This window comes from Vreelandella halophila (genome assembly GCF_009856365.1).
Taxonomy (GTDB): domain Bacteria; phylum Pseudomonadota; class Gammaproteobacteria; order Pseudomonadales; family Oleiphilaceae; genus Halospina; species Halospina utahensis_B.
This window is the reverse complement of the sequence record NZ_WMEX01000005.1, coordinates 134910-148108: the sequence shown is the minus strand read 5'-3', so window position 1 is coordinate 148108 and position 13199 is coordinate 134910. Positions and strand designations below refer to the sequence as shown.

Below are 13199 nucleotides of genomic sequence, written 5' to 3'. Positions count from 1 at the left end.
CTCAGGCCGCGTTTATTATGACCACCCCTGCTCAGACACGCATTGTCGCCATCGGTGCCTCAGCCGGCGGCCTGACCGCGCTGGAACGATTCCTGAGCCACACCCCCGCGGACAGTGGTATGGCGTACATCGTGGTTCAGCACCTTGACCCCACCCGAAAGGCGCTGTTGTCCGAGCTGCTCCAGCGCGCCTGCAGCCTGTCCGTACACGAGGCCAGACAGGGCATGGCGATCGAGCGGAACAGCGTTTATGTCATCCCACCCAATACCGAACTCACCATCATCCAGGACGTTCTGCACCTGGAGCGCCCCACCGAGAAGTGGGGACTCCGCCTGCCGATCAATGTCCTGTTCTCGTCCCTTGCCAGTAGCCGGGGAGCGGACGCCATTGGCGTGATCCTCTCCGGCATGGGCTCAGACGGGACGCTTGGCCTGCAGGCCATCCAGGCGGTTGGGGGCCTGACGATTGCCCAGGAGCCGAATACCGCGGAGTTTGACTCCATGCCCCGGAGCGCCATCGATGCGGGCTATGCCGACATCATCGCGCCCCCGGATGCCATGCCGGAGCGAATAGGCGCCTATGTGGCCCCCATCCCGGAGCCATTCGCCGACGACGATGGGGCGCAGCCACCCCTGGAATCCATTATCGCCCTGCTCTACGAACACACCGGGCACGACTTTTCCCTCTACAAAGTCAGCACACTCCACCGCCGTATCGAGCGACGCATAGCCATCCATGAGCTGGGCTCGATCGGCGACTACGCGGCCTTCCTGCGCGACAACAGTCATGAAGTTGACCTCCTGTTCCAGGAGCTGCTGATCGGCGTTACTGGGTTTTTCAGGGATCCCTCCGTCTGGGAGTACATGGGGAACACCGTCCTCCCCCAGCTTCTCGAGAACGACCGGGCCAACGGCAAGCTCCGCGCCTGGGTGGTGGGCTGCTCAACCGGGGAGGAAGCATACTCCCTTGCGATGCTGTTCCATGAAGCCCTGGCGCGCCAGGGTAACGGACACCGGATCGGGATCCAGATCTTCGCCTCGGACCTCAGCCCTGAGGCCATAGCCACAGCACGCCGGGGTGAGTACCCGTTATCCATCAGCGAGGAGGTTTCCTCCCAGCGACTGGCCCGCTACTTCACGGCGCACGATACGCATTACCAGATCAAACCCTCCATCCGTGACATGGTGATGTTCGCCCAGCATGACGTCGTCCTGGATCCGCCGTTTACGCGACTCGACCTGATCGTCTGCCGCAACCTTCTGATCTATTTCGACGCCGTCCTCCAGCGCCGGCTCCTTCCCCTTTTCCATTACAGCCTGAATCCGGGGGGTATTCTGTTACTGGGGAGCTCGGAGACGGTAGGGCGGTGCAGCCACCTGTTCACGCTCCTTGAGCCCCGGATGCGGGCCTACCGGCGCCTCGATAACGCCACCACCGACAGCCCAGACCTGCTGTTAAAATCATTTCCGCCACTATCCGTACTGAACAAGGAGCCGTCCGTGGCCTCTTCCAGCCTTTCCAGCCCGGTAAGCGACAACCTGCAGACCGCGGCAGACCAGGTCCTGCTGCAGGTCTACGCGCCTTCAGCCGTGGTTCTCAACAGTGACGCCGACATCGTCTATATCAGCGGGCGCACCGGCAAATACCTTGAGCCGGCGGCGGGCAAGGCCAACCTCAACTTTCACGCCATGGTGCGCGATGGGCTGCGCACGCCGCTGTCCCAGGCGCTGAAGCAGGCGACCCAACAGGTTGAGCCAGTGCAGCTGCACAACCTGGAAGTATCGGAGGCGGGCGGCACCCAGCTCGTGGACGTCACGGTCCAGACCTTCCGCAGGCCAGAGGCATTGAAGGATATGACCATGGTCATCTTCCGGGACATTGCGCTGACACGGGAGGGGCAACCGGAAGCCCCCGCACCGACCTCCCGCGAAGCACACCACGCCGCGGAGATACAGCAGTATCGTGATGAGATCGAGACACTGCGGGAGGATGCGCGGGCCAGCCGGGAAGAACTTCAGTCCTCCAACGAGGAACTGCAGTCCACCAACGAGGAGCTGCAGTCCACGAATGAGGAGCTGACTACATCAAAAGAAGAGATGCAGTCCATGAACGAGGAACTGCAGACCATCAACAGTGAACTCCAGGCCAAGCTCGACGACCTGGCCCTCGCCCAGAGTGATCTGCAGAACCTGCTCAACAGCGTGGAGATCGCCATACTGTTCCTGGACCAGGACCTGAACGTCCGTCGCTACACCGAAAGGGTCTCGAGCATCATCAACCTGCGTGAGAGCGACGTCGGGCGCCCCCTGAGCGACCTGACATCCAGCCTGGACTACCCGACCCTGCACGACGACGCCGCGGAAACGCTGCGAACCCTTGCCGTATCGGAAAAACAGATACCCACGGACGATGGGCGCTGGTTTTCAGTACGCATCATGCCCTATCGCCGGCTGGACAACGTCATCGACGGTGTCGTGATCACCCTTTTCGATATCTCCGACATGAAGCAGCTCGAAGCAACCCTTCGCAGTGAGTCCAACAGCTGACCCCGCGGCCCCGGTCAGGCCCCGGCGGACGCCCGCTGGGAAATGCGGTCGTACCAGGCCTGCAGGTTCGTCTGATCCGGCTGGATACCGATCTTGTTGACCTTGTTGAAGTCGACGGTGCACAGGGCACTGATGTCCGCCGCCGTGAAGTGATCGCCCACGATGAACTCACGCCCTTCCAGGTGCTTGTTCAGGAAGTGCATGAATTTCTCCACTCCCTTGCGGCATTCCTCGCCCCATTCCGGGAACGGTGTCATCCGGTCCTTGAATACGCCACTCGTATGCTGGAAGCACATGCCGGTGGGCATGAAGAAATAGAGCTCAAGCCAGCGCAGCCACTGCTCCACTTTTGCCCTGTCCAGCGCATCCTTGCCCAGCAGCGGCGGCTGCGGGTGCAGCTCCTCGAAGTAGCGGCAGATGGCCATGGTCTCTGAGATACAGGTGCCGTCATCGAGCTCCAGCACCGGCACCTTCTTCATGGGATTCTTCTGTGCGAATTCGGGCGTGAGGTTCTCGCCCTGCTGAAGATCCATCTCAACAAATTCCGCCTGGTCGAGAATGCCCTTCTCGGCCATGAACATACGCACACGCCTCGGATTGGGCGCCTTTTTCATTTCGTAGATTTTCATCATCGGGTTCCGTAAACAACCATGGTTTTACCGGAGACCTGTACCAGGCCCTGGTCTTCGAGTGTTTTCAGGACGCGGCCCACCATCTCGCGGGAGCAGCCCACGATGCGGCCGATTTCCTGGCGGGTGATCTTGATCTGCATGCCGTCCGGGTGCGTCATGGCATCCGGCTCCTCGCACAGGTCGAGCAGCGTGCGCGCGACCCGGCCGGTCACGTCGAGGAAGGCCAGATCGCCAACCTTGCGGGTGGTCTGGCGCAGGCGCGACGCCATCTGCTCGCCGATGAAGTACAGGACCTTCGGGTCTTCCTGGGAGATCTCGCGGAACTTGGTGTAGCTGATCTCGGCAACCTCACACTCGGTCTTGGCCTTCACCCAGGCGCTGCGCGAGTCCATGTTGTCGAACAGGCCCATTTCGCCGAAGAAGTCGCCGGCGTTGAGGTAGGCCATGATCATCTCGCGGCCGTCGTCGTCCTCGATGATGACGGTGACAGAGCCCTTGACGATGTAGAACAGTGAGTCGCTCTTATCGCCGGCGTAGATGATGGTGCTCTTTGCCGGGTAACGCCGCCGGTGGCACTGGGACAGGAAGTAGTCCAGGTGCTTGGTCTTGTTGTCGACGGGTCTGGCAATACTGGTCATGATGGCATCCTGATTCTGTTATGGACGTTTCCGTTCTGGCCCCGGCGGGGCATCTCCTTTTGATAGCACCCAGTATAGAACAGCACAAGGGGTTCGTCGTCCGGTGCGATACCCTCAAGATTTAAGGCTGTGGTAGCCTGCTCCTTTCCTGCAGGGAGGCGCAGTCTGGCGGTGTTATCCGGGAATCGCTATGAATCCATCCATGGACGCTGCGCGGTCGCCATCCCTGGCGACCGAGCTTCCCGTATAACACCGCCAGACCACACCTCCATCCAACGTTTTGGGAGATCGCCGCTGTTATGGCCATGAACACCACGATTAACTGGACCGGCGCCGCCAGCTTCCGCGCCACCACCGGCTCCGGCCACGACATCCAGCTGGACGGCCCGCCCGACCACGGCGGCGAGAACCAGGGCGCACGCCCCATGGAAATGATGCTCGTCGGCCTCGGCGGCTGCACCTCCTTCGACGTCATGAGCATCCTCCAGAAATCCCGCCAGAACGTCACCGACTGCCGCGCTGAAGTCACCGCCGAGCGCGCGGATACGGTTCCCTCCGTTTTCACGAAGATCCATATCCACTTCCACGTGACCGGACAGGATCTGAACGAGAAACGCGTCGCCCGCGCCATTCAGCTTTCGGCCGAGCAGTACTGCTCCGCCTCGATCATGCTGGAAAAAGCCGGGGTTGAGATCACGCATGATTACACCATGTATGAGGGGTAAGGGGGCAACGAGCAAGGAGCGAGAAACAAGGTCCCGGTCATCAAGGCGGTCTGAGCAGCAAAGGCGGTGGCAGGGCTCGGAGGGAAACTCGGTGGCCATGGATGGCCACCGCGTAGCCTATATGGGTTTGCGCGATTGAGCGCAAACGGGTTTACACGGATGTAAACCCAGGACCTTTCAGCGAAGCAGGACAGTGTAGCTGAAAGGTACTCGTGGCGGTTCCCGGAGAGCCCTGCCACCGACTTTGATGCCGGCAGCCAATTAAATGCCTTGTGACAACTTCCGATTCAGTCGGGGAAATCCCTGAGCAAACCAATGGTGTTCAGCCCAGAGCGACGCAGGCATAATACGCGGCTTTACCGGCACCGTGTGCAAGAGAGTGGAGGGGCATGCCGATGGAACCCAAACTGGAACTTCACGGCTTCAACAACCTGACCAAGTCCCTCAGCTTCAATATCTACGATATCTGCTACGCGCGCACCGAAGAGCAGCGCAAGGCCTACATCGAGTACATCGACGAGATGTACAACGCCGAACGCCTGACCCAGATCCTCACCGACGTGGTGAAGATCATCGGCGCCAACATCCTCAACATCGCGCACCAGGACTACGACCCCCACGGTGCCAGCGTCACCATGCTTATCGCCGAGCACGAGGAAGCCCCGGAAGGCAACATCAGCGAAGCCTCCCCCGGCCCGCTGCCGGAAACCCTGGTGGGTCACCTCGACAAGAGCCACGTCACCGTCCACACCTACCCGGAAAGCCACCCCTACGAGGGCATCAGCACCTTCCGGGCGGACATCGACGTCTCCACCTGCGGCCTCATCTCACCGCTGAAGGCGCTGAACTACCTGATCCACAGCTTCGACTCCGACATCGTCACCGTGGACTACCGCGTGCGCGGCTTCACCCGGGACGTCAACGGCAAGAAGCACTACAGCGACCACGAGATGAGCTCCATCCAGGATTACCTCACAGAGGACACCCGCGCCGCGTACCAGATGATGGACGTGAACGTGTACCAGGATAACCTTTTCCACACCAAGATGATCCTGCGCGAGTTCAACCTCGACAACTACGTCTTCGGGGTAAACGCAGCCGACCTGGACAAGGAAGAAGCCGACGATATCCACCAGCGTCTTCAGAAAGAAATGCTGGAGATCTTCTACTCCCGCAACCTGCCCTGAGCACCGGGGACCCTCCTCCCCACACCCGTTATCCCTGCTGACTCCACACCCGGTCCCGGGTGCCAATGGGCACGCCCCTGCATACCGTTACATTGCTGAATGTCACTTTCTTCACTGAAAGTCTTTACACCGAAGTATGCATTCGTCTACGTTGGTAGACAGATGTATACAGGCAAGCAGGGAGAAGGCCCATGGCCCAACAACATGGCACCATCGCGACCCGACACACCCAGGTGGCCATCATCGGCTCCGGCTTCTCCGGGCTGGGTATGGCCATCCGGCTCAAGGGGGAGGGCCGCCACAGCTTCCGGATCTTCGAGAAGGATGACGGCATCGGCGGCACCTGGCGGCAGAACCACTACCCCGGATGCGCCTGCGACGTGCAGTCCCATGTCTACTCCTATTCCTTCGAGCCCAATCCGGAGTGGACGCGGATGTTCGCGCCCCAGGAGGAGATCCGCCAGTACCTGGAGCACTGCGCCGACAAGTACCGGATCCGCCCTCATATCCACCTGAACACGCCGTTGACCGAGGCAAAATGGGATGAGTCCAGGGCCCTCTGGCAGCTGAAGGACAACCACGGGCGTGATTTCACCGCCAGCGTCCTCGTCTCCGGCATGGGCGCCCTTTCGATTCCGGCCTATCCCGACATCCCGGGTACGGACCGCTTCCAGGGCAAGGCTTTCCATTCCCAGGACTGGGACCACGACTACGACCTGACCGGCAAGCGCGTAGCCGTGATCGGTACCGGCGCCTCGGCCATCCAGTTCGTGCCCGAAGTGCAGAAGGAAGCCGGGCAGCTCTACCTGTTCCAGCGCTCCGCCCCCTGGATCATGCCCAAGCCGGACCGTGAGATCAGCGAGAAGGAACGCGGTATCTTCCGGCGCCTGCCAATGGTCCAGCAACTGGAGCGCAAAGCGCTGTACTGGATGCTGGAGAGCCGGGTCGTGCCCATGCTCATCAACCCGAAGCTGCTCAAGGCAGCCCGGCATATGGCGAAATCCCATATCCGCCGCCAGATCAGCGACCCGGAGCTGCAGCGCAAGGTCACCCCGGATTACGAGTTCGGCTGCAAGCGGGTCCTGATGTCCAACAACTATTACCCGGCGCTGGACCAGCCCAACGTCGACGTGGTGACCGACGGTATCCAGGAGATCACGGAGACGGGCATCGTGACGACGGATGGCCAGCACCGTGAAATCGACGTGCTCATCTACGGCACTGGCTTCAAGTCCACGGACCCGGTCCCGAAGGGACTGATCAAGGGCCGTAATGGGCAGGACCTGAACGAGCTGTGGCAGGACGGCCCGGAGGCCTACAAGGGCGCCGCCATCTCCGGCTTCCCCAACCTGTTCATGGTCATGGGCCCGAACACCGGCCTGGGGCACAACTCCATGGTCTACATGATCGAATCCCAGATCCAGTACGTGATGGATGCCATCCGCACCATGGAAGAGAAGGACATCGACTGGGTCGATGTTAAGCACAGGACGCAGAGGCAGTACAACCAGAGGCTACAGGGCCGCCTGGATGGCTCCATCTGGAATGATGGGGGCTGCACCAGCTGGTATATCCATCCGGAGACGGGCAAGAACGTGGCCCTGTGGCCGGACTTCACCTTCCGCTTCAGCCGCCAGACACGCCAGTTCGACGCCGCCGCCTACCACGCCGGTACTGCCGGGGAGCAGGCCGGCACCGGATTCCACGACCAGGTATCATCAACCAAAGCCAACCTGGAGGAACAGCCCGCATGAAGTCCTTTTCCGGCAAGGTAGCCGCCGTTACCGGCGCAGGGTCCGGCATTGGCCGGGCCCTGGCCTGCGCACTGGCAGCCGAGGGCTGTCACCTCGCACTGAGTGATGTGGACGCGGAGGGCCTGGCTGAAACCGCCCGCCTGTGTGAAAACCGGGGCGTCAACGTGACCAGCGCCACGGTCAATGTGGCCAGACGCCGCGAGGTGGAAGACTGGGCCAAAAACGTGGTCCGCGACCACGGCCAGGTCAACCTGATCTTCAACAACGCCGGCGTGGCCCACGCGGGCTCCGTGGCCGAGTCCAGCTACACGGACTACAACTGGATCCTGGACATCAACTTCAAGGGCGTGCTCTATGGCACCAAAACCTTCCTGCCCTACCTGAAGGAAGCCCCCGGCGGCGGCCATGTGGTCAACATCTCCAGCATCTTCGGTCTCTTCGCCCAGCCCGGAATGAGCAGCTACAACGCCACCAAATTCGCGGTGCGCGGATTCACTGAATCCCTCCGCCAGGAACTCGACATGGAAGGCGGCAGCGTTTCCGCCACCTGCGTGCATCCTGGCGGCATCAAGACCAACATCGCCCGCACCGCACGCATGGACGAGAGCATGTCCGAGCTTATGGGTGAGGAGACGGGCGCCCTGACAGCCAACTTCGAGAAGCTGTTCCGTACCACTGCGGATGACGCTGCACAGGCTATACTGAAGGCTGTAAAGCGTGACCGCCGCAGGCTACTGATCGGCACAGAGGCGCATGCCGCGGACTGGATGCAGCGACTGCTGCCCGCCGGCTACCAGGGCCTCGTGACCGGTGCGCTGAAGCTCAACCGCCAACGCCAGAGCGCAGCACGGAGAAGCTGATGGAAGCGACCACCTTCAATGCGATACTGGACTCCCTCCAGGAGGTAAGCGACTCCTACCTGAAGGCACCCTCGGCCCAGCCGGACCGTGCAACGCTGGATCGCTGGCAACCAGCGACCAGCGCCTGGCAGAAGCTTCAGGCCATCAGTGGCTGGATTCCCGGCATCCAGGCGGAAAGCATCGAGATCGACGGACACCGCATCCAGCATTGGCGCATCGGCTCGGGGCACGGAACGCCGGTGGTTCTGCTCCATGGTTTCGGCGCCAGCAAGGAGAACTGGGCCAGCCTGATTCCGGCCATCCGACGCCGCAGTATGACGCTCTACCTGCCGGATCTGCCCGGGTTCGGCCAGAGCGACTACCGCGCGGACGCCCGCTACACCTACGAGGTCCAGGCCCGGCGCATGGCGGAATGGGCCAGGCACCTGACCCTGCCCCCGGCGTTCTGGATCGGCTCCTCCATGGGCGGTGCTGTCAGTGCCACCCTGGCCGCGAACCACCCCGAACACGTCGCCGGCCTGGTCCTGATGAATGCCGCTGGAATGGGCAGTGCCCGCCACAGCCCCATGGAAAGCCAGCTCATCGAGGGACGGAACCCGCTGATCCCCGGTAACGCGGACGAAACCCGCACTCTCTTCCGCTACGCCACCTGGCGGGGGCGCGGGGTCTTCAGCCGTGTCATGCCCCTGGCGATGGGGCCGGAAATGCGCCACCGGCGCCCGGTCAACCAGCACCTGTTCATGGACATGATGCAGCCCCGCGAGCGCATCCCGGAGCTTCTGGAGCGGGTCCAGGCGCCGGCACAGGTGATCTGGGGCGAACGGGACCAGGTCCTGGACGTTTCCTGCGCCCACCACTACGGCGCACTGCTGCCCAATGCGGAAGTGACGGTGCTTCGGGGTATCGGCCACCTTCCGATGCTGGAAGCGCCAGTACAGACAGGCCGGCTGGTCCGCCGCTTTCTGCGCGACAACGGCTGAACACGGGCGCTACCAGGCGTAGCGCTTGTGTTCCATCAACTCCAGTATCCGTGGCCTGAGGATCAGATCGATGGCGAGGGGCAGCTTGGGCCCCGGAATCACGATCGTGTCCTGGCGTGACATGAAGCTCCCCGGAATCATCTGCAGCAGACGCTGGAAATCCACATCCGCGTAGTGGCGGAAGTGGACCACGATCATGCTCTCATCCGCGGACGGCACCTCCCGCACCACGAAGGGGTTCGAGGTGTCCACCGTGGGAACACGCTGGAAATTGATGTGGGTATTGGAGAACTGCGGCACGATGTCCTGGACGTAGTCGTCCATGCGGTTGATGATCGTCTCCACCACCTCATCCTGGCTGTAGCCCCTGTGGTGGGTATCCCGGTGAATCTTCTGGATCCATTCAAGATTGACGATGGGCACCACCCCGATCAGGAGATCCACATGGCCGGCCACGTCGTGCTGCTCCGTCTGCACACCGCCGTGCAGCCCCTCATAGAACAGCAGGTCGCAATCCGCCGGCAGGTTCTGCCAGGGCGTGAAACTGCCCGGTTCATGACCCTCGGCGATCAGCTCGCGGTCGTCATCGTGCACGTATTCCCGGTACTGCCCGGTGCCGGTACTGGCAAAATCCTGGAACAGGGCTTCCAGCTTATCGATGTGGTTGGCTTCAAGACTGAAGTGGTTGAAGTCACCATAGTCGCCGCGCTCGGCAACCAGCGCCATCTCCTCCCGGGTATAGCGGTGAAAGCTGTCCCCGCTGACTGTGGCCGCATGCAGGCCCTCACTGACAAACAGCTTTCTGAAGGCACGCCCGGTAGTGGTGGTGCCGGCACCGGAGGATCCGGTGACCGCGATGATCGGGTACTGGCTGGACATGATCGAATGGCCCGCTCTGCACTGGGGGTCCCTGTTTCGGGAATCCGCTATGGTGCATGGGGGACCGTCGACTGGCAAGCCTCAATGATGCAGCAGCCGTGGCCGGGCGATGGCACTGCCCTGAGCATAGTCCACACCGAGCTCGCGCAGCCGCTCAATCCGTTGCGAACGGCTGACCCCGGAAACAACCACTTCCGCTCCCAGCTGGTGGGCCGCCGTCACCACCGCCCTAAGCCTGGGCTCCCGGCCAACTTCATTCTCCTCCTGGGATCTGGCACGCACACGAATCAGATCCACAGGCAGCCGCCTGACCAGGTATGCCAGCCCAGCATCGGTTTCATCCGCATCCAGACAGATGCGACAGCCCAGCTCCCGCACCTCGCGCATGAACAGCGCCACGGTATCCGGGTCGGCGAGAGCGTCCGCGTCCGAGATGCAGAACCAGAGGCGGTGCACGGGGCAGGGCTGGATCCGGAAAACCTCGTGGATGAATCGCACCAGCCCGGGCTCCGTGAGCGTGTAGCCCAGCACCGGGATACAGATGCCCGGATCGGCTTCCGGCAGCGTCTGCATCGGGCGTGACAGGCAGTCCAGTACCGCCTGCATCAGCCACTCATCCAGATTCCGGGCACCGGCGAAGCGCTCCGCCAGGGGAATCAGCTCCCGCGCCATCATCAGGTTGCCATGCTCATCCGGAAGGGTCATCAGCAGCTCGTACTGCGCTGCCATACGGGTTGCCCCGTGAAGTGGGATGATCCGTTGGGCCTGAAGCATGAGTTCCTCCTGCCGCAGCCGACCATTGCCCGCCAGCCGATCCACCAGGCGGCGTATATAGCGGCTGCGTTCGGCGGGGACACTGGCAAAACGGAAGGCGGGCGGGTACTCGAACGGCGCCGTCCTGGCGGCTTCCTCCGCCAGGTGGTACCAGCGGGATGCCGTCACGATGGCTGGATCACCCACGGCCACGCCAGCGCAGACGTGATTGCCGCCATCCGCGACCAGTGCATTGCACCGCTGCATCAGCAGGACCAACCAGGACTCAAGGTTCGCCCGCTGGCACCGGAACGCCATCCGGCGCGCGCCAACCTGCCCGACCATACCGCCCTTCCCGAGCTCCCGACGCACTTCCCCCGCCAGGGCTGCCGCATCAGCACTGCGATCCCATGACAGCACCACCAGTGCCTGCTCACGGTCCAATGGCGCGGCGTGCAGGACACGCTCCAGCCATCCTAGGAAGGTCTCACGATCCGCGAGTCCGGTCTCGGGATCCAGCGTATGCTCACGGATCCGGCGTTCATAGAGCTGTTCCAGAAGCCGCCCCAACGCCTCTTCCACGAGAGACTGCTCCTGGCGTTTGACCGGGATAAGCGCGCCCTCAGCCACCTGATGGGCAAGCTCAACCAGACTGAGGTCATACTGTTTGCGCCCCGAGGGCGTTACCAGCACAAACCGGCGGCGCCGGGCATTGGTCCAGGCCAGGCGCACCGGCGGCTGCCCATGGTGTCCGTCCATGAACCAGCTGCCGAGAGGCATTCCTTCGAGCCCGGGACGCCACAGCTTCAGCCACTCATCATCCGCTGACTCGTCCGCATCCTGCGCGAACCCCTCGCTCAGACGTACCAACTGCTGAACGCCCGCTTCCCGTAGACAGGCGTTGAGCATGGCACGAGCTGAATCACAGTCGCCCTGAACACCACAGATGGCCTCAAGCTGCGCACTGACATCGTGGCCGCTGCACTCACCCGGATGCCGATGATACGCCAGCAAAGCATCCAGTAGCGCCAGCGCCTTCCGCCATAGGGTACTGGACTCCCCTTCATGGAGATGCAGAAGCACCAGACGGTTGCGCCAGTCATTCTCGACAAACCGCAATACCGACAGAGGAATCGGTCCTCCCAGAAGACGGGCATCCAGCGCACTGTCGGTGGCTGCCTCTGCTTCCCGCAGGCGCTCGCTGCCCGCCACCGCCTTGGTCACCCGGCGCAGATTGCGCTGGTGCGCCTCATCGCGCTGCTGGAGCTCCGCGCTGAGAATCCCGGCCGCCTCGGCCAGGGCCTCCTCATCGGCCCCCTCCGGAGAACGCAGCGTTCGGAGCAACGCATCAGGCCAGGGGCCCGGACTCTCATAATCCGCGGTTTCGAGGTCGCCGATCCGGTTGAGCAGCTTCCGCAGGGGGTGGTCCTTGAGAGCCAATGCCTCGGGGTTCCTCGCCAGATTCCGTTCGACCACCGGCGTCAGCCAGTCGAGCAGCGTCCGGCCGCGCCCGGTCATACGGGGGCTCTCGCCCATTGTCCGGATGAGGTCCGGGACCAGCTCTCCCGGAAAGACGCCGGAGCCTGACTCACTGTCCCCGTAAAGACGGGCAATGGCCTCATGCATCGCAACCCCGCCCAGAGGCTCCTGGCGCATGGCTTCAGGCTCAATCAACGAGGGTACCGGTGGGATCGCAGCCTGCCGGACTGCCGCCTCCGCCTGGCGCCCACGGGCGCTGGCGGACGGGGCCCGGCTTGGGACCACACCCGGAGCCTGATGGGGCCTGGAGGGAGCAAGCCCGGACTGGGCCAGCAACATCTCGAAACCCTGAAGGGCATCGTCGGCGAAGTGGATTACCAGGAACCCGGGCCCCGAACGGACCACGTACCCACGAATCGTCTGCCAGCGGTCCAGAGTCCCGTGATGGAACTGGAGTCGGATACAGTCCCCCCCTGACTCCAGCCAGCTCCGGACCGCAGGTTCGCGCGAGGCGGGGTAGCGTATCGAAACCGCTTCCGAGGAGAAATCGGTCACCTGACAGAGCCAGGAGAGCCCCTGGGGCGTCACGGCCCTTACAGCGAGGCGGATATTGTGCCGGCGCGTATCGCGTCGATCAGCGTTACGGCTGAGCAGTCCTGCGTTTCCCCTTTCCATGAGGTTGTTCCCTGCATTTCCGATAACGGCAGCAGCCTACGGTGATACCACATGGAGAGACCATTACGGGTTTCCGTATCGCGGTAATCCG

Annotated in this window: 10 protein-coding genes; 6 read left to right on the top strand and 4 right to left on the bottom strand. The window is 62.6% G+C overall.

Annotated features, from left to right (window positions below; translation table 11 throughout):
* Nucleotides 1-17 precede the first annotated feature (17 nt).
* Nucleotides 18-2546 carry a chemotaxis protein CheB gene (locus GLW01_RS10360; RefSeq protein ID WP_160898995.1) on the top strand — a complete coding sequence of 843 codons (2529 nt, stop codon included), beginning with the start codon at nucleotides 18-20 and terminating at the stop codon, nucleotides 2544-2546.
* Nucleotides 2547-2560: 14 nt separating this feature from the next.
* On the opposite strand, the gene GLW01_RS10355 is transcribed toward GLW01_RS10360, so the two are convergent.
* Together GLW01_RS10355 and crp are read right to left on the bottom strand one after the other, a co-directional pair.
* Nucleotides 2561-3175, bottom strand: a complete 615-nt coding sequence (locus GLW01_RS10355) for a glutathione S-transferase family protein (protein WP_160898994.1) — start codon at nucleotides 3173-3175, stop codon at nucleotides 2561-2563.
* A complete protein-coding gene (gene crp, locus GLW01_RS10350) occupies nucleotides 3175-3816 on the bottom strand; it encodes a cAMP-activated global transcriptional regulator CRP (RefSeq protein WP_095615851.1) in 642 nt (213 codons plus the stop codon). Before crp ends, GLW01_RS10355 begins: the two co-directional genes overlap by 1 nt.
* Before the next feature lie 305 nt (nucleotides 3817-4121).
* Between crp and GLW01_RS10345 the strand changes: the two genes are divergently transcribed.
* The 5 genes from GLW01_RS10345 (at nucleotide 4122) to GLW01_RS10325 (ending at nucleotide 9322) form a co-directional block, all read left to right on the top strand.
* Nucleotides 4122-4541, top strand: coding sequence for an OsmC family protein (locus GLW01_RS10345; RefSeq protein ID WP_160899091.1), 420 nt, complete (start codon nucleotides 4122-4124; stop codon nucleotides 4539-4541).
* Nucleotides 4542-4936: 395 nt separating this feature from the next.
* Nucleotides 4937-5728 (top strand): adenosylmethionine decarboxylase, encoded by a 792-nt coding sequence (gene speD / locus GLW01_RS10340; RefSeq protein ID WP_160898993.1) that lies wholly within the window; start codon nucleotides 4937-4939, stop codon nucleotides 5726-5728.
* A 191-nt stretch (nucleotides 5729-5919) separates the two neighbouring features.
* Nucleotides 5920-7482 carry a flavin-containing monooxygenase gene (locus GLW01_RS10335; RefSeq protein WP_160898992.1) on the top strand — a complete coding sequence of 521 codons (1563 nt, stop codon included), beginning with the start codon at nucleotides 5920-5922 and terminating at the stop codon, nucleotides 7480-7482.
* Complete coding sequence (locus GLW01_RS10330) at nucleotides 7479-8342, top strand: SDR family NAD(P)-dependent oxidoreductase (RefSeq protein ID WP_160898991.1); 864 nt, start codon at nucleotides 7479-7481, stop codon at nucleotides 8340-8342. The genes GLW01_RS10335 and GLW01_RS10330 overlap by 4 nt, the downstream gene beginning before the upstream one ends.
* A complete protein-coding gene (locus GLW01_RS10325; protein WP_160898990.1) occupies nucleotides 8342-9322 on the top strand; it encodes an alpha/beta fold hydrolase in 981 nt (326 codons plus the stop codon). The genes GLW01_RS10330 and GLW01_RS10325 overlap by 1 nt, the downstream gene beginning before the upstream one ends.
* A gap of 9 nt (nucleotides 9323-9331) precedes the next feature.
* Here the strand turns inward: GLW01_RS10325 and GLW01_RS10320 are convergent, their stop codons facing one another.
* A complete protein-coding gene (locus GLW01_RS10320) occupies nucleotides 9332-10201 on the bottom strand; it encodes a phosphoribulokinase (RefSeq protein ID WP_151439857.1) in 870 nt (289 codons plus the stop codon).
* Nucleotides 10202-10282: 81 nt separating this feature from the next.
* Nucleotides 10283-13108: a DUF1631 family protein gene (locus GLW01_RS10315; protein WP_160898989.1), complete on the bottom strand. Its 2826-nt coding sequence runs from the start codon at nucleotides 13106-13108 to the stop codon at nucleotides 10283-10285.
* Nucleotides 13109-13199 lie beyond the last annotated feature (91 nt).